Raw genomic sequence first — 24,233 nt, forward strand, 5'->3', positions numbered from 1 at the left:
ATCGCACACCGAACGCTCAACAGTGCCAGCCCCCACAAAGGATGTGACCCATGCCCGATACTTCCACCTCTCCTTCCGCACCCGATCTCTCAGCCGATCAGGACGCCTTGCTTACCCAATTGGTGGCAGGCCCCTCGATCAGGGAGGTCGCCACCCATGCATTGCAACCGGCCCTGAGAGCGCTCTACCCGGACCTGCACATCGACCCGCGCCTGGCCATGGTGGTTACCCCGACCTGGAGCTTTCATGACCAGCGTGTCGTCCCAGGACCACGCCGCTTTGAATCGTTGACCGACGCGCTGGTACGCCATGGTGTAGAGGCCACCCCCGTGGTCTACCTCGATGGCGAGCACTACCTGACGCTGCAACCGCTGAAACCGACTCCGGCGCAACTGCCCGTCAGAATCGATGCCATCGGACGGCTGCTCAACGAGTTGGCGCCGCTGCTGTTTGTCGCGTTTCAAGAGCAACAGGTCGACTACTGGAACCAGTACACCCGAGCGTCCGCGCCACGGTGGAAAAGCTTGTCCAACTCACTGCGCGAACTGTGGAACATCGAATCGAACACGAACTGGGACACTGACCGTTACGCTATGGCCCGCAACCTGTTCGCTGACCCGGACAAAAGCACGCGCGGGCCTCACGACCCCTATCATTCGCGGGCATGCCTGATAGACCTCGACGGCTTGAGCGGCGGCGTCTCGACTCACCTCAACATCCTCGACATGGCGGTACTGATCGGAACCCAAAGCACCCACAACCTCATCATTACTCACACCATTACCCACGGATTTCAGACATACGACTCGTTGCAGGAACTGGGCGAATCCTTGCTGACGTACACCGATGGACCGGCACCCCGAAGCGCCCTGCAATGGCGCCTGATCGAGCCGGAGGGCAATTACTTTGACCATCTGGCGTGCAACCTGATTGCCCTGCAGGCGGACTCGATTGGCGCCCTGGCGAACGATACCGCTGCAGTGAATCCCGACCTGGCACCGCACATCAGTCGCTCAACGAACGAACTCGACCCAAAGGACAAACAAAAACCCTCTCGATTCAATCGGGTTGAGCAAGCATTGCCGGACTGGATGGCCAGCGCTTCGTCCAGCGATCTCACCGCTTACAGCCGTCACCTGATGGATCTGGCACAAGTACAGAATCAGAACGCTGGTCAGTCGTTTCAGGACGGGATCAAGCCAATCCGCGAGTTCGCCCTGGATCAGCTGCGCGATGCCATGCTCAAAGAGCACGCCGATGCCGCACAGCTGAATCTGGCGGACATCGAGATCGTGGTCGATAGCGTGGTGGTCTGGGGCGCCTTCGTGCCGCTGGTCGAGCCCGAGCGCACCACGCTGAGCCTGGTCGACCTGGCACTGCAAAACCTGATTGCCCTGCCGCTGGGCAACAAAACCGTGCGCAGCACCAGCGCCACAGCACTGCCGGCATGGTTGACGGTGAGTTACCTGGAGGCGTTGATCACCAGCGTCGACATCGGCCAGACCTACCCGACTCTGATCAAAAACAAGCTGCTCGACGACCAACTTGAGAGCCTGCGGCGCCAGAATCTGTTCACCAGCCACTTACGAGTCGAGCTACCGCTTCTGGCATTGCAGCAAAAGATTCGCGCACAGGGCGGGATTGATGAACGGGGTTACCGTTATGTCGCGGCCGTGGTCCAAGTGCTTGATGCCAACCGCTGGGTGGATGGCCAGGAAGTTGTCATTCGCCCACTGGCGTTCAATCCCGGCTGGCGCCTCAATGCCTCTGCAGACGAAGTGACCAACATGTTCGTGATCGGCCCACGGCAGATGGACAAAGGCCCTTGCCTGCTCTACCGACCACTGCTCGACCAGCCATTGAGCCAGTACCCGACAGCGGCCAACCTGATCTATGCCATCAAACACACGCCGACACTGCGTCAATCGGTGCTCGCCTGGTTGCCGGATGGCGTACGCGCCAACTACGCGAACTATGTGTTCACCGGTGACCGGCCTTCGGTCTGGTCCCTCTCGCAACTCCTGGCTGACCCACTGACCCCGCTGCAGATGGGCGGCACGCTTTCCCTGGGGACCGGAGTCGTCGCGTCTGATTACCTGGCCAACTTGTTCAAGGCCAACGTCAACGCGCTGGTCGAACTGGCGCAACGGCAATCGGTGTCCAATGCGCAGAATCGCTGGGCGACTTTCAAGCAAGCGGCGTGGATGATTCTAAACGCGGCGCTGCCCTTTCTCGGCCGCACCGTCGGCACGGCCGCCTGGATCTGGCAGGTACTGGATGACCTGCAACAAACCGTGGACACCGGCGAGAACGGTGACCGACAACAGCAGAAAACAGCGATGACCGACCTGCTGTTGACCCTGGCCATGGTGCTCGCCCATCACGCCAGTACGCACCATGCGACTGCCCGCAGAATCGAGGAAAGGCCCTCGCCAACGGTAGCGACCGAGGTTGAGGAAAAACCGGCATCCCCCCCTGTTGTCGTTGTTCAGGTGCCCGATATCGTCGGCGAAGCTGCTTCTTCACAGCATCGAATATCCGTGCTGACAGGTGCCGCCCTGAGCCTGGCGAAAACCCTGGACCGCTTCAACATCACCAGACCCGAACCACTCACCCCACCCGACAGCAACAACGGTGTCTACCGCCACCTCTATCGCCACGGGACCAGGTACTACGCCCCGGTCGGTGAGCGCTGGTTCGAAGTGGCGGTTGAGGAAACCGGTGAGGTATCGATTATCGACTCACGGCAACAGCCTCTACGCAGCGGCCCTGCATTGATCAGCAATCAGCGGGGTGATTGGTTCGTCGATACACGCCTGCGTCTGCGGGGCGGTGGTTTGTCGAGTCGACGCAAGGCATTGAAACAACAGAATCGCCAGCGCGTCACCGAGCTCAAACAACAGTTGGCAGAATTCAAAAACGAGCGCGAAAGCGCACGCACAGAACTGACGGATGCCTACAACCAAATGAAGGCCGCCAGCGACGAGACGCGGCCTGCCATTCAACAGCAGTTCCTCGAGAAACTCGATCGGCGCACCGACCAATACGCGGCCCCCATTGAACAATTGAAATCGCTGAACCTGCTCGATACGGTTTCCAGTTTCCGCACCGATATGGTCGAGATGCTCGGCACCCAGCTGTATTTCAACCAGACATGGCTCGATCAAAAAAGTCCAGTCTTCACCCAAACCCTGCAGGAGACCCTGGCGCTGCTGGAAGCTGAAGAAACGGCAGGCGGGGCTGGCGACCATGCGACCTATCAAAAAATGATCGACCTGACCGAGGGCATGATCGGCAAAATCGAGTTTGCTCAATCACGATTCCAAGAGATGGGTCGACTGGGTAGAAGTGCTGCGGAAATGGTCAGCACCTACAGAGCCAAACTGCCGACTTACAGCTTGAACGATCTCAAGGCGCTTCAGGTTTCGCTAGCCCGCGAGGTATGCCTCAAAGAAGGTGACAGCGTTGCGTTGACCGAAGCCCGAAACGAATTCGCACGCCTGCTCGACACGACCAATCTGGTTATCCAGACCTCGCAAGAGCTGATGCTGCAAGAAAGCACCTGGGTGGCAGGTGAACGCATCGAGGCCCTCAGCGGCATGCTTGAACAGTTCGAGGCCATCGATCAGTCCTTCGAAGACTTCACCGTCAACCACAAGGATGCAGTACAGGAACAACCGCTCAAGCACTTGCGCAAACGGGTCAGCGAATTCCAGCAGGACACCGAGGGCTACCTGGCACAGTTGCTACGAGAGGAACCACCCAAGGAACCCCGCCCCGGACCCTCCAGGCCTGTACCTGCATCGCGCAAACGAGTGGTGAAAACACGCTTCAATGGCACAGTCGTGGGCGAAGTACGTTCCGCTGCACCGGGAGAGCCGATTCTGCTTGATGTGCGCGCGCCCATGACCGGCAAAGTCATCGCCACCTTTCACGAAAAAACACCCGGGGTCTGGCTTGAACGGGTTCCGGCCAGACGTCGCCGTCCGACGATTCCAGCACCGGCACTCGACACTCAAATTGCCCATGGCCGGACACTGCTCGATGGTCTGGAAAGCTTTATCCAGCAAAACGAAGCGAGTGCCAAAAAGCCCGGTCGCATCCCGGTTGAAGTCGAGGAACTGTTCCAGCAAAAAGCCGACCATTTCGACCAGAGTGCCAGGACCCTGGAGCAATCCCTGATCAGCTCCAACAGCACCGATGAACCCGAAGTTGCCGCGACAGAGCTGGCTGCGGAGTTGAACCAGGCACATGATCGACTGTACGCCGAGGGTCAACGGATACGCATCGATATGACCAAACAGCAACCACCCACGGCCACCCGCGTCCAGTGGCTGCGAAGCAAAAATGAAGTCTACATTGTGCGCAGCGGTGATCGACGCCGACTCAAAGGCCTACGCAAGGATTACATGCAGGAATATGAAATTCGCGAGCGTCGAAACCAGCAAGTGCTGTGGTATGCGCATTTCCACTATGCCAGCCATGACGCACCGGTCGACGCCTTCACCGCTGCACATCTGAAACTGCGGGATCAGCGACTGCTGACCGGCACATACGACCCTCGCTCGGCCACCACCAACCCACAAGTGATCGCCATCTATCGCAGCCAGATCAGCCCGCAACTGGCTCGTGCGCTGTTCTTCTCGTAAACCCGGGAGCGCCAATTGGCCTCCTGGTTCAACACCGGGAAGCCCATAAGCGCGTGGACCGCCAATCCGCGCGCTTCAGCCGGCACGCCACACCGCCCGCAACCGTTGCAGCGCCGCCTCAATGGCCTTTTCGGGCACTGCGGCAAAACCCAGCACCAGACCGGCGCGTTGATCCATCGGGGTTGCGGACTCCGGCAGCCAATAACTGCTCAAGCCGTTGACCTCGACATCGACACTGCTCGCCAACTCGATCAGCTCGCGTTCACGGGCCACGCTGTCGACCGGCACGGTCATGTGCAGTCCCGCGGCAACGGTGGGCAGCTTGCCGACGCCTGGAATATCCTGCGGCCAACCATTGAGCAAGGTGTTGCGCCGACTCAGCGCCGCACGCCGCATGCGCCTTATGTGCCGCTGAAAATGCCCAGCCGCCATGAACTCGGCCATCACCGCTTGGGTGCTGACTTCGGAGTGCCGCACGTCCACCGCACGTCGCTGCGCAAAGGCCTGCACCAGCCCCGGCGGCAGCACCAGATAACCAAGACGCAACGCCGGAAACGCGACCTTGCCGAACGTGCCGACATACAACACCCGCCCGTGACGATCGAGCGCAGCCAAAGGCGCCAGTGGCGCGCCGCTGTAGCGGTACTCGCCATCGTAGTCATCCTCGACGATCCAGCCTTGGGTGCGCTCGGCCCAGGCCAGCAGCTCCAAGCGTCGCGCCAGGCTCATGACCACGCCGGTGGGATACTGGTGGGACGGCGTGACGTAGGCCAGCCGACAATCATCGAGTGCTGACAGTTCGCTGCAATTGATGCCCTCGCTGTCCACCGTTACCCCGTGCAGCCGAGCGCCCGCCACGGCGAAGGCATGGCCGGCCGCCCGATACCCCGGATTTTCAATCGCCACCCCGTCACCGGGCTCCACCAGCAACTGTGCACAAAGGCTGATTCCCTGCTGCGCGCCACTGGTGATCAGAATTTGTTCAGCTGTGCACTGCATGCCACGGGAGCTGCGCAAATACGCGGCGATCATCCCGCGCAAGCGTGCATCGCCGGCCGGGTCGCCGTAGCACAACTGTTGAAAATCCGGTTTGCGCCAGAAAGCCGCATTCAGCTTGGCCCAGACCTCGAATGGAAACAGATCGAACGCCGGAACACCGACCCGAAATGCCCGGGGCGGACCGCTCGGCGGTGTGGCCAAATGGTTGTTTTTGACCCGGGTCAACGGGTCGTTGTGGATAACTTTACTGGATGAATCCACAGGTAAATCGAGCCAATTTGTGGATAAGGCTGTGGGTAACCCTGTTGAAAACCCTGTGGACACTTTTGTGGATAGTTTTTTTGCCGGCACGGTTGCCTGGGGCAATTGCGCGACATAAGTCCCGTCGCCTACTCGCCCTTCGATAAACCCTTCGGCGTACAACTGATCGTAGGCGCGCACCACGCTGTTACGGGAAATTGCCAACGCTGCTGCCAGATCACGACTGGCAGGCAGACGCGTACCGCTGGTCAGTCGCCCGTCCAACACACGCGTGCGCAATGCCTGGTAGAGCTGACGACTCAGCCCCTGGCGACGATCAAGTTCGATACCTGCGGGGTTGAAGGTCAGGGACAGTGGTTCGCTAGTCATCGCAATGGACCCATGAAATTTGTCATTAATGGCTCTTACAACAGACCAATAGCCTGCCTAGGATGCAGGCATTCGCCAAGGAAAATATCTCCATGTACACGCCACGTGCTTTTGCCATCGACGAGTTGTCCCAACTGCATGAACTGATCCTCGCCACCCGTCTCGCCATATTGGTGACCCACGGTGAAAGCGGCCTGCAAGCCAGCCATGTACCGGTGCTGCTGCATTGCGAACAAGGCTCGAACGGCACGTTGTACGGGCATCTGGCCAAAGCCAATCCACAGTGGAAAGACCTGCGCGACGGCGCCGAAGCCCTGCTGATTTTTGCCGGTGCCGACGCCTACGTCAGCCCTGGTTTCTACCCGAGCAAGGCCGAACACGGCAAAGTCGTGCCAACCTGGAACTACGTCGCCGTACACGCCTATGGCCGAGCCGAAACCTTCAGCGATGGCGGGCGGCTGCTCGACATCGTCAGCACCCTCACCGATCGCCATGAAGCTGGCCGCGCCCAACCGTGGTCAGTGGCCGATGCCCCCGCCGATTACATCGACGGCATGCTCAAGGCCATTGTCGGTTTCGCCATTCCCATCGACCGACTGGAAGGCAAGCGCAAGCTCAGCCAGAACCGCAGCCCCGCCGATATCGCCGGCGTGCGCGAAGGCCTGGCCGCCAGCCCCGACTTCAACGACCAAACCCTCGCCCAATTGATGCGCTAAGGAAGTCACCATGAGTCAAATCGACATTCGCCAAGTCACCGCCGGTGATCACGCGGCCTGGTTGCCGCTGTGGCAGGCCTACCTGCGCTTCTACAAAACCGAATTGCCGGAGGCCGTTACCCATAACACCTGGCAGCGCATGCTTGACCCGAGCGAGCCAACCCACGCCGCCCTCGCCTGGGCCGACGGCAAAGCGGTGGGTATGGTGCATTTCATCTACCATCGTTCGAACTGGGCCATCGAAAACTCCTGCTATCTGCAAGACTTGCTGGTGGTCCCGGAAACCCGTGGCACCGGCGTCGGCCGCCAGTTGATCGAGTTCGTCTACGCCACGGCCAAGGCCGACGGTTGCAACAAGGTCCACTGGCTGACCCACGAAACCAACGCCACCGCGATCCAGCTCTACGAGCGCATCGCTGAACGCCCGGGTTTCATCCAGTTTCGCAAAGCCATCTAGGTTCAAGGAGAACAGCATGTCGATTTCACTCGCCGACTGGAAAGGCGTCCCGGCCCCCACGACCCAACTGATCGAAGGGCGTTACATCCGCCTGGAAAAACTCGACCCGGCGCGCCACGGCGACGACCTGTTCAACGCCCTGCAAGGCCCCGGTGCCGACCCGAAACTCTGGGACTACCTGCCTTACGGCCCCTTCCCGGAGCGCAGCGTCTTCAACGACTGGCTGAACAACCACGCGGCCAGCAGCGACCCGTATTTCTTCAGCGTGATCGACCGCGCCAGCGGCGAGGTCCAGGGCCTTCTCAGCCTGATGTCCATCGTCCCGGCCCAGGGCCGCATCGAAATCGGCCACGTCACCTTCGGCGCGCCGATGCAGCGCTCGCCGAAAAGCACCGAGGCGGTTTACCTGTTGGCCAAGGAATCCTTTGCCCTGGGCTACCGCCGCCTGGAATGGAAATGCAACAACGCCAACGCCCGCTCCAAATACGCGGCCGAGCGCCTGGGCTTCAGTTTTGAGGGAGTGTTCCGCCAGCACATGGTGGTCAAAGGGCAAAATCGGGACACCGCGTGGTACTCGATCCTGGACTCGGAATGGCCGGTGATTGGCGCCGGGTTCGAGAAGTGGCTGAGCGATGAGAACCAGACCGTCTCGGGTCAGGTTAAAGGGTTGGTGGAGTGCAGAACGCAACAGTCCTGAATCCAGAAAACCGCAGCCTTCGGCGAAGACTGCGATTTGAATTTCGGGCGAAAAAAAGGGGAGCACATGCTCCCCCGAGGTATAAAGCGTTGTATCGAGGCTGTTAACTCAGCCTTCGATCTCGATCAGGATCTCGCCCGGGTTCACCCGGTCGCCCTTGGCCACATGAATGGCGGTGACTTTACCGGCGATGGCTGCCTGGACTTCGGTTTCCATCTTCATCGCTTCGGTGATCAACACGGCCTGGCCGGCCTTTACGGTGTCGCCTTCCTTGACCAGCACGTCGACGATGTTGCCCGGCATGGTGGTGCTGACGTGACCCGGTGCAGTGGCTTGCTTGCGCTTGCTGCCGCCGCCGCCGACGAATTCGTTGAGCGGCTCGAACACCACCTCTTCCGGCATGCCGTCGATGGACAGGTAGAAGTGACGCTTGCCTTCGGCCTTGACGCCGACACCGGTGATGTCGACGCGGTAGGTTTCGCCGTGAACGTCGATGACGAATTCGGTTGGCACGCCTTCGCCGCCAGCCGAGGCGACGCCGCCGGCGTCAGGAATCGGCAACAGCACTTCCGGCGTCAGGGTGCCCGCAGCACGCTCTTCGAGGAACTTGCGACCGATGTCCGGGAACATGGCGAAGGTCAGCACGTCTTCTTCAGACTTGGCCAATGCGCCGATGTCGGCACGCAGCTTGGCCATTTCCGGCTTGAGCAGATCGGCCGGGCGAACGTCGATCACTTCTTCGCTGCCGATGGCCTGGCGGCGCAGTTGTTCATTCACGGTGCCCGGCGCCTTGCCGTAGCCACCTTGCAGGTACAGCTTCACTTCATTGGTGATGGTCTTGTAGCGCTCGCCGGCCAGCACGTTGAAGAACGCCTGGGTGCCGACGATCTGCGAAGTCGGGGTCACCAGCGGCGGGAAGCCGAGGTCTTCACGAACCCGCGGGATTTCGGCCAGCACTTCGCTCATGCGATTGAGTGCGCCCTGCTCTTTCAATTGGTTGGCCAGGTTGGAAATCATCCCGCCCGGTACCTGGTTGACTTGAACACGGGTGTCGACGGCGGTGAATTCGCTTTCGAACTGATGGTACTTCTTGCGCACGGCGTAGAAGTACAGACCGATCTCTTGCAGCAGTTCCAGGTTCAGGCCGGTGTCGAACTCGCTGCCTTTAAGGGCGGCGACCATCGACTCGGTGCCCGGGTGGCTGGTGCCCCAGGCGAAGCTGGAGATCGCGGTGTCGATGTGATCGGCACCGTTTTCGATGGCCTTCATTTGGCACATCGCAGCCAGGCCAGCGGTGTCGTGGGAGTGAATGAACACTGGCAGCGATTGCTCGGCTTTCAGAGCCTTGACCAGTTCGCCGGTGGCGTACGGGGTCAGCAGGCCAGCCATGTCCTTGATCGCCACCGAGTCGCAACCCATGGCTTCCATTTGCTTGGCCTGGTTCACGAAGGCCTCAATGGTGTGCACCGGGCTGGTGGTGTAGGCGATGGTGCCCTGGGCATGTTTGCCGGCGGCTTTCACCGCTTCGATGGCCACGCGCAGGTTACGCACGTCGTTCATGGCGTCGAAGATGCGGAACACGTCGATGCCGTTGACCGCTGCCTTGGCGACGAAGGCCTTGACCACGTCGTCGCTGTAGTGGCGGTAGCCCAGCAGGTTCTGACCGCGCAACAGCATTTGCAGGCGAGTGTTAGGCAGCGCGGCACGCAGTTGGCGCAGACGCTCCCACGGATCTTCTTTCAGGAAGCGTACGCAGGCGTCGAACGTCGCGCCGCCCCAGCACTCCAGCGACCAGTAGCCGACTTTGTCGAGCTTGTCGCAGATCGGCAGCATGTCTTCGGTGCGCATGCGGGTCGCGAGCAGCGATTGGTGGGCGTCGCGCAGGATCGTGTCGGTAACGTGGATTTGCTTGCTCATTGTTCTATTCCTCACAGGCCTGCGTGGGCGGCGATGGCGGCGGCGATGGCCAGGGCCAGCTCTTCGGGTTTGCGCTTGATCGAGTAGTTGGTCAGTTCAGGGTGGCTTTCAACGAAGCTGGTGTTGAACTGGCCGCTACGGAATTCCGGGTTACGCAGGATTTCCTGGTAGTACGCGGCGGTGGTCTTGACCCCTTGCAGACGCATGTCGTCGAGGGCGCGCAAGCCACGGTCCATCGCCTCTTCCCAGGTCAGCGCCCACACCACCAGTTTCAGGCACATGGAGTCGTAGTACGGCGGGATGGTGTAGCCGGTATAGATCGCCGTGTCGGTACGTACGCCGGGACCGCCGGGTGCGTAATAACGGGTGATCTTGCCGAAGCTCGGCAGGAAGTTGTTCTTCGGGTCTTCGGCGTTGATCCGGAATTGCAGGGCGAAACCACGGTGCTGGATGTCTTCCTGTTTCACCGAAAGCGGCAGGCCGGACGCAATGCGAATCTGCTCGCGGACAATGTCGATGCCCGTGATTTCTTCGGTGATGGTGTGTTCCACCTGCACCCGGGTGTTCATCTCCATGAAGTACACCTCGCCCTCGGCGAGCAGGAACTCCACGGTGCCGGCGTTCTCGTAGCCCACGGCCTTGGCTGCGCGCACCGACAGGTCGCCGATATAGGCGCGCTGTTCAGGGGTCAGTTGCGGGCTCGGGGCAATCTCGATCAGCTTCTGGTTACGGCGCTGGATCGAGCAGTCACGCTCGAACAGGTGCACCACGTTGCCGAAGCTGTCGCCAAGAATCTGTGCTTCGATGTGCTTTGGATTGACGATGCATTTTTCCAGGAACACTTCCGCCGAACCGAACGCCTTGGTGGCTTCGGAAATGACCCGCGGGAAAGCCTGTTCGAGTTCTTCACGACTGTTGCAGCGACGAATGCCGCGGCCGCCACCACCGGAAGTAGCCTTGAGCATCACCGGGTAACCGATGCGATCGCCTTCGGTCAGGGCTTCTTCGATGCCCGACACGTTGCCTTCGGTGCCTGGGGTCACCGGTACGCCGGCCTTGATCATGCTGCGGCGGGCTTCGGTCTTGTCGCCCATGCGGCGAATGACTTCAGCCGACGGGCCAATGAATTTGATCCCGCGTTCGGCGCAGATCTCCGCCAGCTCGGCGTTTTCCGAAAGGAAGCCATAGCCGGGGTGCAGTGCATCGCAACCGGTTTCCACCGCCAGGTTCACCAGCTTGCGCGGGTTCAGGTAACCGGCCAGCGGTTCGGCACCAATGCTGTGGGCCTCGTCCGCACGCTTGACGTGCAAGGCATGACGGTCGGCATCGGAGTAGATCGCGACCGAGCGAATGCCCATTTCGGCGCAGGCACGTACGATTCGTACGGCAATCTCACCACGGTTGGCGATCAGGATCTTTGTTATCACTTGGAGTTTCCCTTGAGCCGGTGGTACCCACGACCTGCTAGACCCAGGTCGACGCGTGACCAAATGTTTCAATTTGGTCGCAGGTCCACACTAGCGCCCACAAGGGATTAACAAAAATGAATAAAAATTGGGTCGTGCATAAGTAAAGACTTATAGTTGATTCACCAGCCAGCGACGAGAGCGACCAGATAATGCGTAAGTCATTGATGCGTATGACTTTGCGGCAATTGCAGATCTTCAACGAGGTCTGTGATTTGCGGTCCTACAGCCGCGCGGCCGAGGAAATGTCGCTCACACAACCTGCCGTCAGCCTACAGATTCGTCAACTTGAAGAGCTGATTGGCCAGCCTTTGTTCGATTACGTCGGCAAGAAACTCTACATGACCGAAGCCGCTGAAGCGTTACAGCGGGCCAGTCGGGATATTTTCGGGCGCCTGGAAAACCTCGACATGCAGCTGTCGGACATGCAGGGCTCGTTGCAGGGGCAACTGAAACTGGCGATTGAATCCAGCGCCAAATATTTCGTGCCGCATCTGTTTGCCGCATTCAAACGCCAGCACCCGGAAGTGAACCTGCAACTGACGGTGGTCAATCGCGGTCAGGTCATTCGGCGTCTGTCGGACAACCGCGATGACCTGGTGATCATGTCCATGGTGCCTCAGGACATGGGCCTGGAATTCCTGCCGTTCCTGAACAACCCGATCGTCGCCGTGGCGCCACCGGATCACCCGTTGTGTCATATGGGGCCGCTGCGCCTGCAGGATCTCGAGCCCTACACACTGCTGCTGCGTGAGCAGGGCTCCGGGACGCGGCTGGCGTGCGAAGAATACTTCAAAGAGAAGCGCGTGCACTTCAACCAGACCCAGGAGGTCTCGTCTGCCGAAGCACAGCGTGAATGTGTGCTGGCAGGCCTGGGCGTTGCGCTGTTGACGCGCCACGCCCTGAGCCTTGAGCTGGCTACCGGTGGACTGATCGAGCTACCGGTCGAAGAGCTTCCACTGTTTCGCAGTTGGTGCCTGGTGCAGGCCAAGGCGAAACGCCTGTCACCGGTGGCTCACGCCTTCCTGGCGTTTATCCGCAGCGAACGGATTCAGATCAGCGCGCTGGTTGAGCGTTTCGACGGGACGCCGAGGGAGATGCCTGCCAGAAATTGAGTTCCAACTCCGGAAAATCGCCAATTTCGGCCAGTAGCTGACGGCGTTCGCAGCGATCTTCGATGGCGCGGCGGAATTCCATGCGGCGCTGATCTTCTTGCTGACGGCGGGTTTTGACAGCGCTGTTGCGTTCTTCGTAGGGCATGGCCATTTCGAGTCTCCCAAGGCGAGTACGGGAGTTTCAATCTAGGCGCGGGGGATGACGGTTTGGCGGCTTGGGCGTTACAGACTGATGAAAGTTTGTTGGGTGCCGTGGCGAGGGAGCTTGCTCCCGCTGGGTTGCGAAGCGACCCTAGGATTTTGCGACTGCTGCGCAGCCGAGCGGGAGCAAGCTCCCTCGCCACAGGGTCGGTGCCAGCCTTGAAATCAATCGTCCAACGCCTTCACCGACTTGGGCGACAAGCGCAAGCTGCGCAGGCTGCGCTTGACGCTCTTGAGGTGGTTGACCAGGCTCGGGCCACGGGCCATGGCCACGCCCATCGCCAGCACGTCGATCACCACCAGGTGGGCGATACGCGAAGTCAGCGGCGTATATATTTCAGTGTCTTCATGCACATCGATCGCCAGATTGACCGTAGACAACTCGGCCAACGGCGTCTGGCTCGGGCACAGGGTGATCAACGAGGCACCACTTTCGCGCACCAGGTTGGCGGTGATCAGCAGGTCCTTGGAACGCCCGGACTGGGAAATGCAGATCGCCACGTCGGTTGGCTTGAGTGTCACGGCCGACATCGCCTGCATGTGCGGGTCGGAATACGCCGCAGCGGTGAGCAGCAAGCGGAAGAACTTGTGCTGGGCGTCCGCCGCTACCGCACCGGAGGCGCCGAAGCCGTAGAACTCGACACGCTGGGCTTGGGACATCAGCGTCACCGCCCGCTGCAGTTCCAGCGGATCGAGCTTCTCGCGAACCTCCATCAGCGTGTGCAGGGTGGTGTCGAAAATTTTCAGGCTGTAGTCGGCGACCGAGTCATCCTCATGGATCGCAAACTGACCAAAACTCGCACCTGCCGCCAGGCTCTGGGCCAGCTTCAGCTTCAGGTCCTGAAAGCCGGAACAACCGATGGCACGGCAAAAACGCACGATGGTCGGTTCACTGATGCCCACGCTGTGGGCCAGGTCGGCCATGGAGCTGTGCATCACGGCCGCAGGATCAAGCAGCACATGGTCGGCGACCTTGAGCTCCGACTTGCGTAACAGGTGGCGAGACTGGGCGATGTGTTGCAGCAGGTTCAAAGGGCTGGACTCTTTGTTATTGGCAGGTGCCGGGGATGTAGCACGCTTGTAGTTATACTACATGAATTGGCTTTTTGCCTGCTCAATGCGTTACCGAATCCCTCGATTTCAGGTGCCCGCGCTTCATGTAGCAGCCATGGCGCCCGTCCTGGTGCGCCGAGTGCGCGTTTTAATGGACAAAAGCGCCTTATGTATCCTCGTCAGCTTGCGGCTTGCGCGTGCAGCAAGCCGGCCAACGTCTCGGCCTCGACCGGGCGGCTGATCAAATAGCCCTGTACTTCATCGCAGCGCTCGGTTTTCAGGAACTCAAGCTGTTCTGCGCGCTCCACTCCTTCCGCCACGACCTTCAGCTTCAAGCCGTGAGCCATGGCAATGATTGCCCGGGTAATCGCCGCGTCTTCACTGCCTTCACCCAAGCCACGGATAAACGCCTGATCAATCTTCACGTAATCCACCGGGATCCGCTTGAGATAGCTCAGCGATGAATAACCGGTGCCAAAATCGTCAATGGCCAGTTTCACCCCGAGATCACGCAACTGCTGGAACGTCGCGATGATGTGCTCGACGCTGTCCAACAACTGGCTTTCGGTGAGCTCCAACTCCAGATAGTGCGGTGCCAGCCCGGTTTCCTCCAGGACTTGGCGCACTAGACTGACCAGCTTGCCCTGGCGCAATTGATGCACCGAGAGATTGACCGACACCCGAATCGCTTCGAGCCCCTGCCGTTGCCACTCACAGGCTTGCCAGCAGGCCTGCCGCAACACGAACTCACCGATCGGGCCGATCAATCCGGTTTCTTCGGCCAGGCCGATGAAATCCCCCGGCGGCACGCGGCCCATGGTCGGATGATCCCAACGCACCAAGGCTTCGGCGGCATTCAACCTGCCAGTGGCAAGGCACAGTTTCGGTTGGTAAAACACCTTCAACTGTTTGTCTTCGATGGCTTTGCGCAGGTGGTTTTCCAGTTGCAAACGCTCCAGCGTGCTGGCTTGCAAACTGTCGGTGTAAAACTGGAAATTATCGCCACCCAGGTGTTTGGCGTGCTGCATCGCCATGTTCGACTGATTGACCAATGCCGATATTTCCCGCGCGCTGTCCGGCAACAGGCTGATGCCCATCGACGCGCTGACCACCAGCTCATGCCCGTCAATGGTCACCGGCAAACGTAATTTGTTCGCCAGACGAGTCGCCACCCGGGCCAGGCTCGAAAGGTTGCCGTAGGAATTGAACAGCACGGCAAACTCATCACCAGAAAGGCGCGCGATGGTGTCTGCTTCAGGTAACGCATTCACCAGTCGCCGGGCCATTTTCTGCAACAACTGGTCGGCGACTTCATGTCCCAGGCTGTCGTTGAGTTGCTTGAACCGATCGAGATTGATGTGCAGCAACGCCAGGCTGCGATAACCGCCCTGTCGCACTCGTTGATGAGCCTCGCTGAGTCGTTCGCGGAACATCGCGCGGTTGGCCAGACCGGTAAGTTCGTCGTAATGGGTCAGATAGCGCATGCGCTCTTCGGATTCTCGACGGGCTGAGAGATCGGCGAAGAAGCCCACAATATGGCTCACATTTCCCCGGGTATCGCGCACAGCATTCAGTTGCAGCCATTGCGGATACATCTCGCCGTTCTTGCGGGTTTCCACCAATTCGCCCTGCCAGCTTCCTTGCTGCTCCAGCGCCTGATGTATTGCGGCGTAATGCCGACGCGCATCGCGACTGCATGGCAACTCAATGACATTGCGCCCGATCATGTCCTCGATGTCATAGCCGGTCACCCGACTGAAGGCTTGATTGATCGCGATCAGGGCATAGTTCGGATCGAAAATCACGATCCCTTCGCTGGCCGCCTCGAACACGGTCGCCGCCAGTTGTTGCTGCTCTTCCAGGCCTTTGCTGACGCTGATGTCGCGGCGAGTGCCGACCATGCGAATCACCCGGCCGTTTTCGGTACGCTCGACCGCCCGCCCGCGGTCTTCGATCCAGACCCAGTGGCCGTCGCCATGCCGTACGCGATACTCGATTTGATAGTCCTCGGTGCGGCCCTTCAAATGCTCGACCAGCGCCCTTTTCAGCGCAGGAAGATCCTCGGGATGAAGGCGCGGCTTGAGGTGACGCAGTATTGCCGTGACCTGCTCCGGTTCCAGGCCGAACAGTTCCTGAATCTGCGTGTGATGGACTTCGTCGGTTTGCAGGTTCCAGTCCCACAACCCCAACTCGCTGGCCTTCAATGCCAGCGCCAGACGCGCCTCACTCTTGCTCAACGCCTGGTTGGCGGCGTCCAGCTCCAGGCTGCGCTGAGCGACACGGTTTTCCAGGTCGACCTGGATCTCTCGCAACTCGTCCTCGGCACGTCGACGCTGTTCTATCTCCTTGGCCAGTTTCTGATTGAGCTGATCACTGCAGCTTTGCGCCTGCTGCAGATGCTCGATCAGTGCCTGGTTCTGAAAGCGCCGCATCAAGCCCCGATCGATCAATCGATTGACCTGCCAGGCAACCACGCTCAATGCACCGAGCAGAATCAACCCGAACCAGCCCCAACCGTGCTGCTGTTCGTCAGCTCCCCAAAACATATAGGCGATGGCTGGCAACAGGCAGGGCAAGGTGAATGACAGAAAGGCCGGCAAGCTGACCGCATAAGCCACGCTGGCCGAGAGCGCCGCAGCACCGATGAGACCGAAAACCCAGGCTTGCTGAATGAAGTTATCGGCGGGAACCAGGGCGATGCCGGCACCGGCCAGGGTCAGACCGGTGAGACCGGAGCCCAGCAAAAACATCCGTCGCCAAATGGGATGGGCCTGACGGTTGGGAATGGCCGAATCGAAGGCTGCGACCTGAATCACCCGCAATGCCACCAAAGACAACAACCACACCAGCCAGACACTGACCAGGAAATAGCGCTGCGGGCTCCAGAGCAAACCGGCACAGACCAGGCCATTGATCAGCATGAATAACGTGGGCAGCAGCGAGCCTTGATACAACAGGCGAGTGCGTTCGACCGCCATTTCCATGGCGTACTGTTTACGGATCACCCGGGGCTCCACAGTGGGGCCCGACAGGTCGAAGCTGAGGGTCATAGGCGATGTTCTTGTTCTTATAATGATGAGCATGTGCCCGAAACTGCTCGGAGCATACACAAGCAATTGCCCGGACCAAACTGTTGCTGATCAATAAATCGCCAAATTTTTCGGCCGCCGACGCCACTGAAAATGCTGAAGTCACGCTCCGCCAACGCCTGCAGCCGATGACTGACCGGTCGTCCTTCGCATAACTTTCATCGGTTAAAGCGAAGCGGGGTTTGCCCGGTGTGTCGCGGCCCCCTAGAATGCCCCGATGCGCGATGATCTCTCCCTTCTGCTGAACTCCCTCAACGATGCCCAACGCCAGGCCGTAGCAGCCCCCGTGGGTCGTCAGTTGGTCCTGGCCGGTGCTGGTTCCGGTAAAACCCGAGTGCTGGTGCACCGTATCGCCTGGTTGATCCAGGTCGAAAACGCGTCTCCCCACTCCATCCTGTCGGTGACCTTCACCAACAAGGCTGCTGCCGAGATGCGCCAGCGCATCGAGCAGTTGATGGGTATCAACCCGGCCGGCATGTGGGTCGGCACCTTCCACGGCCTGGCGCACCGCTTGTTGCGGGCACACTGGCAGGAAGCGGGCCTGAGCCAGACCTTCCAGATTCTCGACAGCGATGACCAGCAGCGGTTGGTCAAGCGGGTGATCCGCGAGCTCGGCCTGGACGAACAGCGCTGGCCGGCCCGTCAGGCCCAATGGTTCATCAACGGCCAGAAAGACGAAGGCCTGCGCCCGCAACACATCCAGGCCAGCGGCGACCTGTTCCTGGCGACCATGCGCGGCATCTATGAAGCCTACGAGGCTGCCTGCCTGCGTGCGGGCGTCATCGATTTCTCCGAATTGCTGCTGCGCGCCCTCGATCTGTGGCGCGATCACCCAGGCCTGCTCGCTCACTATCAAAAGCGCTTCCGGCACATCCTGGTGGACGAGTTCCAGGACACCAACGCCGTGCAATACGCCTGGTTGCGCCTGCTGGCCAAGGGTGGCGACAGCCTGATGGTCGTAGGCGACGATGACCAGTCGATCTACGGCTGGCGCGGCGCGAAAATCGAGAACATCTACCAGTATTCCGAAGACTTCCCGGACGCCGAAACCATTCGCCTGGAGCAAAACTATCGCTCCACCGCCGGCATCCTGAAGGCTGCCAACGCCTTGATCGCCAATAACACCGGGCGCCTGGGCAAAGAGCTGTGGACAGACGGCGGCGAAGGCGAAGCGATCAACCTGTACGCCGCCTTCAACGAGCACGACGAAGCACGCTACGTTGTCGAAACCATCGAAAGTGCGCTGAAAACCGGCTTGTCACGTAGCGATATCGCGATTCTGTACCGCTCCAACGCCCAATCGCGGGTTTTGGAAGAAGCCTTGCTGCGCGAGCGCATTCCCTACCGCATCTATGGCGGTCAGCGCTTCTTCGAACGTGCTGAAATCAAGAACGCCATGGCTTACCTGCGCTTGCTCGAAGGCCGCGGTAACGATGCCGCGCTCGAGCGGGTGATCAACGTGCCGGCCCGTGGCATCGGCGAGAAAACCGTCGAAGCGATCCGCGACCACGCGCGCCACAGCGATGTGTCGATGTGGGAAGCGATGCGCCAACTGGTGGCCAACAAAGGCCTGACCGGTCGTGCGGCCGGCGCCCTTGGCGCATTTATCGAGCTGATCGAGAACCTCGCCGCCAAGTGCATGGAAATGCCACTGCACCTGATGACCCAGACTGTCATCGAGCAGTCGGGGCTGATCGCCTATCACGAAGCGGAAAAAGGCGAGAAAGGCCAGGCCCGGGTAGAAAACCTTGAGGAACTGGTCAGCGCCGCGCGCAACTTCGAAAACAGCGAAGAGGACGAAGACCTGACGCCATTGGCAGCGTTCCTCGGTCACGCATCGCTGGAAGCCGGCGACACTCAGGCCGACGAGCACGAAGACAGCATTCAACTGATGACCCTGCACAGCGCCAAGGGCCTGGAATTCCCTTACGTGTTCCTGGTGGGCATGGAAGAAGGCCTGTTCCCGCACAAGATGAGCCTGGAAGAACCCGGTCGCCTTGAGGAAGAACGTCGTCTGGCCTACGTAGGCATCACCCGGGCCATGCAGAACCTGGTGATGACCTACGCTGAAACCCGACGCCTTTATGGCAGCGAGACCTACAATAAGGTCTCGCGCTTCGTACGCGAAGTTCCGAAAGGCCTGATTCAGGAGGTTCGGCTATCCAATAGCGTCAGCCGTCCGTTCGGTGGCAACCAGTCGATGAGTGGCAGCAACCTGTTCAGCGGCAGCGAGATTCCGGAAACCGGCTTCAGCCTGGGCCAGACTGTGCGCCACTCGATCTTCGGTGACGGCGTGATCCTCAACTTCGAAGGTGCCGGGGCTCAGGCCCGGGTGCAGGTGAACTTCAGCGAAGGCAGTAAGTGGCTGATGCTGGGGTATGCGAAGCTGGAAGCAATCTAGCTTTTCTGTGGGAGCGAGCTTGCTCGCGATAGCGGTAAATCAGTCGACATTGTTTCTGGCTGTCAGTCCGTCATCGTCGGAGCGCCGCCCGGAGCAAGCTCACTCCCACAGGCCCCAGGCCGATATCTGAATATAAAGGTGCGATGTGATGGGCTCAGGCTTCTTTTCCTCCTGGACATTCTGGGCCCTGTTATCGGCGGCATTCGCGGCAATGACCGCCATTTTCGCGAAAGTCGGCATCGAAAACGTCAATTCCGACTTCGCCACCCTGCTACGTACGATAGTGGTGTTGGTCAGCCTGGCCTTGATTTTGTACGCCACGGGCCAATATCAGTCATTGGGATCGATCTCTGCGAAGAGCTACCTGTTCCTGCTGTTATCGGGCCTTGCCACCGGTGCATCGTGGATCTGCTATTTCCGCGCACTCAAGGTCGGCCCGGCGTCACTGGTTGCCCCAGTGGACAAACTCAGCGTGGTGCTGGTGGCTGTTCTTGGCGTTGTCCTGCTGGGCGAAAAACTCGACCTGCGCCAATGGGGCGGAATCGGCCTGATCACGGCCGGGGTGGTCATGCTTGCCCTCCGACGCTAGGCAAGCATCCTACAAGCCCTGTCCACTCATCTGACAGATCAAAGTCAAAAGGCCCTCTTGCACTGACTGGAGCTGAACATGACCTGTCAGGCAAAAGCCCGAAACACTCTGCCGCTAGCCAGTAACACTTCAGCTGTGCAACATGGCGCGCGTGCCTTCCACAAATGGGAATTCCCTTTATGAAACGTTTTCTTAGCATCGCCATGGCGTTGTGCATCGGCCTGACGATGAGTCTCGATGTCAATGCCGCCAAGCGCTTCGGTGGTGGCAAAAGCGCAGGCGCTGCGCCGACTCACCAGACCAGCCAGATGGCTCCCTCTTCTCCAGGCATGGGCGGCGCTGCGGCGACCGCTGGTGCTGCCGGTGCCGCTGGCGCCGCTGCCAAGGCCGGTGGCGCTTCGCGCTGGCTCGGCCCTCTGGCCGGTATCGCGGCCGGTGGCCTGCTTGCCTCCATGTTCATGGGTGATGGCTTCCAGGGCATGCAGTTCTTCGACATCCTGATCATGGCCGTCATTGCGTTCCTGGTCTTCCGCTTTATCGCCGCCCGTCGTCGCAAACAGCAGGAGCATTACGCTCCGGCCGGCCACGCGCCGATGCAACGTGAGGGGTTCGAACAAAAGCCTGCCGGCGGTTCGATCTTCGGTGGCTCGGCAGCGCCTGTTGCCGCTCGCCCGGTGATCAACGCGCCAGCCTGGTTCAACGAAACAAACTTCGTCGAAGCGGCGCGCAATCACTTCCAGTCCCTGCAACAGCACTGGGACGCCAACGAAATGGACAAGATCGCCGAGTTCGTGACCCCGCAAATGCTGGAGTTCCTCAAGCGTGAGCGTGCTGACCTGGGCGACGGTTTCCAGTCCACCTACATTGATAACCTCAATGTACAGCTGGACGGTGTGGACGATCGCGCCGACAAGACCATCGCCACCCTGACGTTCACTGGCGTGTCGAAAACCTCGCGTTTCGACCAGGGCGAAGTCTTCAGCGAAAGCTGGAACATGGAACGTGCACAGGGCGAAAACCAGCCTTGGCTGGTAGCTGGTATCCGCCAGAACGGCTGATCCCGCGTAGTTCTATTCGGAAGGTGCCGAGCCTGTTTTTAACGCCGTATGATCGACGCGCAGGCACGTTCCGGACAGAACTTCACTTGCAGTAAACAAAACCCCGGCTTCGGCCGGGGTTTTCTATTTCGCGGTTGCATCTATAGCAAGCTACTGTATAAACCGCCCCATATAAACCGCGCCATACAAGCAAGAGGATCCCGGACGTGGAAGAAATCATCGAACAACTGCGTGAAGCCAACGAACCGGTACCGGTCCCCTTGGAACTGCCCGACGAAGACCTTCTGGTCGAAATCGAAGAACAACTGTTCATCGACATTCCATTCGTATTCAGAGAGTTTCTGCTGACCGTCAGCGACGTGGTCTACGGCAGCCTGGAACCGGTCACCGTGACCGACCCGCAATCCCACACCTACCTGCCCGACGTTGCCGCCAACGCCTGGGACGCCGGCGTCGATCGCAGCCTGATCCCGATCTGCCAGGACGGTGATGACTACTATTGCGTCGAAGAAGACGGCACCGTGGTGCTTTGGCAGGCCGAAGAAGAACTGATCGCCGAAGAGACCTGGGAGTCGGTGTGGCACTGGGCGCGGGACGTCTGGCTGGAAAGCTGATCCAGTCAACGCCGCTGGGTGGTCAATGCCCGGACGACTCCTTGTGATTGTCGAGGGTTTCCAGCAACGCCACCTGCATCCGCGTATGCACACGAATGAACCAACGCCACAGCAGCGCCGCCACGGCGGCCGCGACCACGGCGATCAGCACCAGCAACTTGTTGGTCGGCAGAATACTGGCCGACAAGGCTGCCAACAGCAAAAAGATCACCAGCAGTGACAGGATCGGGATCACTTCGGCGATCACCCGGCGCACTCGCTGCGTGTGGCGCCCAGCCATCTCCGGCTTCACACCCATTTCCGCCAGCAACATCGACAGTGCCTTTAGCTTGCGGTACGCCGCAATCAAAAAAGGCAGCGACAACAACAGCGCCCCACCCCAGATCAACGCCTTTTGCCAACTCGGATCGCTGATCCAGCCTTGCAGGTAAGTCGACATGCGTTCGGCGAAGTACGCGCCCAAGAAGAAGATCGCGATCACGAGCGCCAGATTGACTCCCACCTGCAGCAAGATCCGCCGAATCATGGATGCCAGCAACGCGCCTTCACCCTGAGGCTGGATGCTGCGCAACCATTCGCCGTACATCCCCAACACCCGTCCCAAGCGTTCTGGCATGGCGCCGGCGAGCTTGATCGACAATGGATCGGCCGCGCGAATCAGATACGGCGTCAGCAAGGTCGTGATCACCGAAACCGCCACAGCCACGGGGTACAGAAAGTTGCTGGTGACCTGCAACGTCATTCCCAGTGCCGCGATGATGAAAGAGAATTCGCCAATCTGTGAAAGACCCATCCCGACCCGCAGCGAGGTGCGTCCGTCATTGCCGGCGATAAATGCACCAAGGCCGCAGGACAACATCTTGCCGAGCACCACGGCTACGGTGATTACGGCGATTGGCCAGGCGTACTGAAGCAGGATCGCCGGATCGAGCATCAGCCCGATGGCCACAAAGAAAATCGCGCTGAAAAGATCGCGAACCGGTTCAATCAGTCGTTCAATTTTCAGCAGTTGCCGGGATTCAGCCATGATCGCGCCGATCAGGAATGCCCCGAGGACCATGCTGTATTCAAGCTTGACTACCAGCAGGCAGAAACCAAAACACAGGCCCAGCACCGTGATCAGCAGCATTTCGTTGCTTTCGAATCTGGCGACGTAGGCCAGCAGCCGCGGCACCATCAGGATGCCGATGACCAACGCGACGATCATGAACAGCGACAGTTTGCCGACCGTGGAAAACACTTCGCCGGAGCTGACCGTACCGCTGACCGCGATGCTGGACAGCAGCGCGATGATGCCGATGCCCAGAATGTCCTCGACGATCAGCACTCCGAAAATCAACTGGGCAAATCGCTCGTTCTTCAGCTTCAGATCATTGAGCGCCTTGACGATGATGGTGGTCGAGGAAATCGCCAGGATCGCGCCGAGGAACAGAGAATCCATGGTGTTCCAGTCGAACCAGCGACCAATCTCGTAGCCGATCCAAATCATCAGCACGATTTCCAGGAATGCCGCGATGAATGCCGTGGCACCGACCTTGAACAACTTGCGCAGGCTGAATTCCAGGCCCAGGCAGAACATCAGGAATATCACACCGAGTTCGGCCAGGGTCTTGATGGTTTCTTCGTCATGGATCAGGCCGAATGGCGGGGTGTGCGGACCAATGATGAATCCGGCGACGATGTACCCCAGCACCACCGGTTGTTTCAGGCGATGGAAAACCACGGTGACCACACCTGCGATCAACATGATCACTGCCAGATCCTGAATGAAACTGATGGCATGCATGGCGTGAGACTCCCTTTGTGGCATTGCTCGATCCCCGAACGCAGGAAAAGTCAGATCGAGCAGAACAAAAATCGGAATTGCACGTAGGAAATGCCCTTGAGGCAGGGCTTTTTGCAGGGTAACACCGCGACTTCTGGCAGAAAGGCGGTGCAATATATGGAAACAGATCGATCCGGCGTGACGGCGACCCTATACCCGGCGTCCCGATAACTGTTGGTTTGAAAAAACCGCCGAGGCACCCGCAGAGGTGCATCCCTCAAACCTGGCCTTGACCCGTGAGAATGCTATGGAACCCGGAAACGCCCAGCTGTCGATGACGGTATTGATGACCCCCGACATGGCCAACTTCTCTGGCAATGTCCACGGTGGCACCCTGCTCAAATACCTCGACGAAGTGGCCTACGCCTGCGCCAGCCGTTATGCCGGCCGCTATGTGGTGACCCTGTCGGTGGACCAGGTCATTTTCCGTGAGCCGATCCATGTCGGCGAACTGGTGACCTTTCTCGCCTCGGTCAACTACACCGGCAATACCTCCATGGAGGTGGGCATCAAAGTAGTGACCGAGAACATCCGCGAACGCTCGGTGCGTCACACCAACAGTTGTTTCTTCACCATGGTCGCGGTGGATGACCAGCGCAAACCTGCCTCCGTACCACCGCTGCAACCGCAGAATAGCGAAGACAAGCGTCGTTACATGCAGGCCCAGCAGCGCCGGCAGATTCGTCAGGAGTCGGAAAAGCGCTATCAGGAGATCAAGGGCGACGTCTGAGTCGTTCAGGCAGGTTGATGGTGTTCT

At 59.6% G+C, this 24,233-nt stretch carries 17 protein-coding genes; 10 read left to right on the forward strand and 7 right to left on the reverse strand.

The genetic code is table 11. The features are described 5' to 3' along the window. The first annotated feature begins 50 nt into the window (after positions 1-50). On the forward strand, positions 51-4,649 hold the full coding sequence (locus KGA96_RS02390; protein WP_223511492.1) for a DUF6543 domain-containing protein: 4,599 nt from the start codon (positions 51-53) through the stop codon (positions 4,647-4,649). A 75-nt stretch (positions 4,650-4,724) separates the two neighbouring features. On the opposite strand, the gene KGA96_RS02395 is transcribed toward KGA96_RS02390, so the two are convergent. Then, entirely contained in the window at positions 4,725-6,278 is a 1,554-nt protein-coding gene (locus tag KGA96_RS02395; protein WP_046038877.1) for a PLP-dependent aminotransferase family protein, read from the reverse strand. Positions 6,279-6,370: 92 nt separating this feature from the next. Between KGA96_RS02395 and KGA96_RS02400 the strand changes: the two genes are divergently transcribed. The 3 genes from KGA96_RS02400 to KGA96_RS02410 are packed head-to-tail and all read left to right on the forward strand — an operon-like array spanning position 6,371 to position 8,148. After that, positions 6,371-6,994 carry an FMN-binding negative transcriptional regulator gene (locus tag KGA96_RS02400; RefSeq protein ID WP_046038875.1) on the forward strand — a complete coding sequence of 208 codons (624 nt, stop codon included), beginning with the start codon at positions 6,371-6,373 and terminating at the stop codon, positions 6,992-6,994. Between the two features lie 10 nt (positions 6,995-7,004). Beyond that, positions 7,005-7,451 carry a GNAT family N-acetyltransferase gene (locus KGA96_RS02405; RefSeq protein WP_046038874.1) on the forward strand — a complete coding sequence of 149 codons (447 nt, stop codon included), beginning with the start codon at positions 7,005-7,007 and terminating at the stop codon, positions 7,449-7,451. Between the two features lie 16 nt (positions 7,452-7,467). Further along, positions 7,468-8,148, forward strand: coding sequence for a GNAT family N-acetyltransferase (locus KGA96_RS02410; protein ID WP_046038872.1), 681 nt, complete (start codon positions 7,468-7,470; stop codon positions 8,146-8,148). Positions 8,149-8,256: 108 nt separating this feature from the next. Here KGA96_RS02410 and oadA read toward each other — a convergent pair whose 3' ends face one another. Next, positions 8,257-10,065, reverse strand: a complete 1,809-nt coding sequence (gene oadA, locus KGA96_RS02415) for a sodium-extruding oxaloacetate decarboxylase subunit alpha (RefSeq protein WP_046038870.1) — start codon at positions 10,063-10,065, stop codon at positions 8,257-8,259. Positions 10,066-10,076: 11 nt separating this feature from the next. After that, positions 10,077-11,492: an acetyl-CoA carboxylase biotin carboxylase subunit gene (locus KGA96_RS02420; RefSeq protein ID WP_046038868.1), complete on the reverse strand. Its 1,416-nt coding sequence runs from the start codon at positions 11,490-11,492 to the stop codon at positions 10,077-10,079. Between the two features lie 191 nt (positions 11,493-11,683). Between KGA96_RS02420 and KGA96_RS02425 the strand changes: the two genes are divergently transcribed. Then, entirely contained in the window at positions 11,684-12,646 is a 963-nt protein-coding gene (locus KGA96_RS02425; protein WP_046038866.1) for a LysR family transcriptional regulator, read from the forward strand. On the opposite strand, the gene KGA96_RS02430 is transcribed toward KGA96_RS02425, so the two are convergent. The 3 genes from KGA96_RS02430 to KGA96_RS02440 form a co-directional block, all read right to left on the reverse strand. After that, positions 12,588-12,797: a PA3496 family putative envelope integrity protein gene (locus KGA96_RS02430; RefSeq protein ID WP_046038865.1), complete on the reverse strand. Its 210-nt coding sequence runs from the start codon at positions 12,795-12,797 to the stop codon at positions 12,588-12,590. The genes KGA96_RS02425 and KGA96_RS02430 overlap by 59 nt on opposite strands. 215 nt (positions 12,798-13,012) lie before the next feature. Next, entirely contained in the window at positions 13,013-13,879 is an 867-nt protein-coding gene (gene hexR / locus KGA96_RS02435) for a transcriptional regulator HexR (RefSeq protein ID WP_007954250.1), read from the reverse strand. Positions 13,880-14,079: 200 nt separating this feature from the next. Next, complete coding sequence (locus KGA96_RS02440) at positions 14,080-16,950, reverse strand: EAL domain-containing protein (protein WP_046038862.1); 2,871 nt, start codon at positions 16,948-16,950, stop codon at positions 14,080-14,082. A 256-nt stretch (positions 16,951-17,206) separates the two neighbouring features. On the opposite strand from KGA96_RS02440, the gene uvrD reads away from it, so the two are divergent. The 4 genes from uvrD to KGA96_RS02460 all read left to right on the forward strand — a co-directional run bounded on the left by uvrD (position 17,207) and on the right by KGA96_RS02460 (position 21,651). After that, positions 17,207-19,390, forward strand: a complete 2,184-nt coding sequence (uvrD, locus tag KGA96_RS02445; RefSeq protein ID WP_046038860.1) for a DNA helicase II — start codon at positions 17,207-17,209, stop codon at positions 19,388-19,390. A gap of 148 nt (positions 19,391-19,538) precedes the next feature. Beyond that, a complete protein-coding gene (locus tag KGA96_RS02450; RefSeq protein ID WP_007971691.1) occupies positions 19,539-19,979 on the forward strand; it encodes an EamA family transporter in 441 nt (146 codons plus the stop codon). 179 nt (positions 19,980-20,158) lie between these two features. Further along, the gene (locus KGA96_RS02455; RefSeq protein WP_046038859.1) at positions 20,159-21,037 is read left to right on the forward strand and encodes a Tim44 domain-containing protein; all 879 of its coding nucleotides are present in this window, start codon (positions 20,159-20,161) and stop codon (positions 21,035-21,037) included. Between the two features lie 206 nt (positions 21,038-21,243). Beyond that, complete coding sequence (locus KGA96_RS02460) at positions 21,244-21,651, forward strand: SMI1/KNR4 family protein (protein ID WP_003187120.1); 408 nt, start codon at positions 21,244-21,246, stop codon at positions 21,649-21,651. A gap of 22 nt (positions 21,652-21,673) precedes the next feature. Here the strand turns inward: KGA96_RS02460 and KGA96_RS02465 are convergent, their stop codons facing one another. Continuing rightward, positions 21,674-23,437: a cation:proton antiporter gene (locus KGA96_RS02465; RefSeq protein ID WP_046038857.1), complete on the reverse strand. Its 1,764-nt coding sequence runs from the start codon at positions 23,435-23,437 to the stop codon at positions 21,674-21,676. 286 nt (positions 23,438-23,723) lie between these two features. Here KGA96_RS02465 and KGA96_RS02470 point away from each other — a divergent pair, with 286 nt between their 5' ends. Continuing rightward, the gene (locus KGA96_RS02470; protein ID WP_046038855.1) at positions 23,724-24,206 is read left to right on the forward strand and encodes an acyl-CoA thioesterase; all 483 of its coding nucleotides are present in this window, start codon (positions 23,724-23,726) and stop codon (positions 24,204-24,206) included. Positions 24,207-24,233: the final 27 nt, after the last annotated feature.

Source organism: Pseudomonas sp. GL-R-26, from assembly GCF_019947365.1.
Taxonomy (GTDB): domain Bacteria; phylum Pseudomonadota; class Gammaproteobacteria; order Pseudomonadales; family Pseudomonadaceae; genus Aquipseudomonas.

Bases quoted from the DNA above. Each gene is read 5' to 3' on its own strand.
- KGA96_RS02410 (WP_046038872.1), top strand. From the start codon at position 7,468: ATGTCGATTTCACTCGCCGACTGGAAAGGCGTCCCGGCCCCCACGACC.
- KGA96_RS02390 (WP_223511492.1), top strand. From the start codon at position 51: ATGCCCGATACTTCCACCTCTCCTTCCGCACCCGATCTCTCAGCCGAT.
- KGA96_RS02400 (WP_046038875.1), top strand. From the start codon at position 6,371: ATGTACACGCCACGTGCTTTTGCCATCGACGAGTTGTCCCAACTGCAT.
- uvrD (WP_046038860.1), top strand. From the start codon at position 17,207: ATGCGCGATGATCTCTCCCTTCTGCTGAACTCCCTCAACGATGCCCAA.
- KGA96_RS02405 (WP_046038874.1), top strand. From the start codon at position 7,005: ATGAGTCAAATCGACATTCGCCAAGTCACCGCCGGTGATCACGCGGCC.
- oadA (WP_046038870.1), bottom strand. From the start codon at position 10,065: ATGAGCAAGCAAATCCACGTTACCGACACGATCCTGCGCGACGCCCAC.
- KGA96_RS02450 (WP_007971691.1), top strand. From the start codon at position 19,539: ATGGGCTCAGGCTTCTTTTCCTCCTGGACATTCTGGGCCCTGTTATCG.
- KGA96_RS02465 (WP_046038857.1), bottom strand. From the start codon at position 23,437: ATGCATGCCATCAGTTTCATTCAGGATCTGGCAGTGATCATGTTGATC.
- KGA96_RS02430 (WP_046038865.1), bottom strand. From the start codon at position 12,797: ATGGCCATGCCCTACGAAGAACGCAACAGCGCTGTCAAAACCCGCCGT.
- KGA96_RS02395 (WP_046038877.1), bottom strand. From the start codon at position 6,278: ATGACTAGCGAACCACTGTCCCTGACCTTCAACCCCGCAGGTATCGAA.
- KGA96_RS02425 (WP_046038866.1), top strand. From the start codon at position 11,684: ATGCGTAAGTCATTGATGCGTATGACTTTGCGGCAATTGCAGATCTTC.
- KGA96_RS02440 (WP_046038862.1), bottom strand. From the start codon at position 16,950: ATGACCCTCAGCTTCGACCTGTCGGGCCCCACTGTGGAGCCCCGGGTG.
- KGA96_RS02455 (WP_046038859.1), top strand. From the start codon at position 20,159: ATGAAACGTTTTCTTAGCATCGCCATGGCGTTGTGCATCGGCCTGACG.
- KGA96_RS02470 (WP_046038855.1), top strand. From the start codon at position 23,724: ATGGAACCCGGAAACGCCCAGCTGTCGATGACGGTATTGATGACCCCC.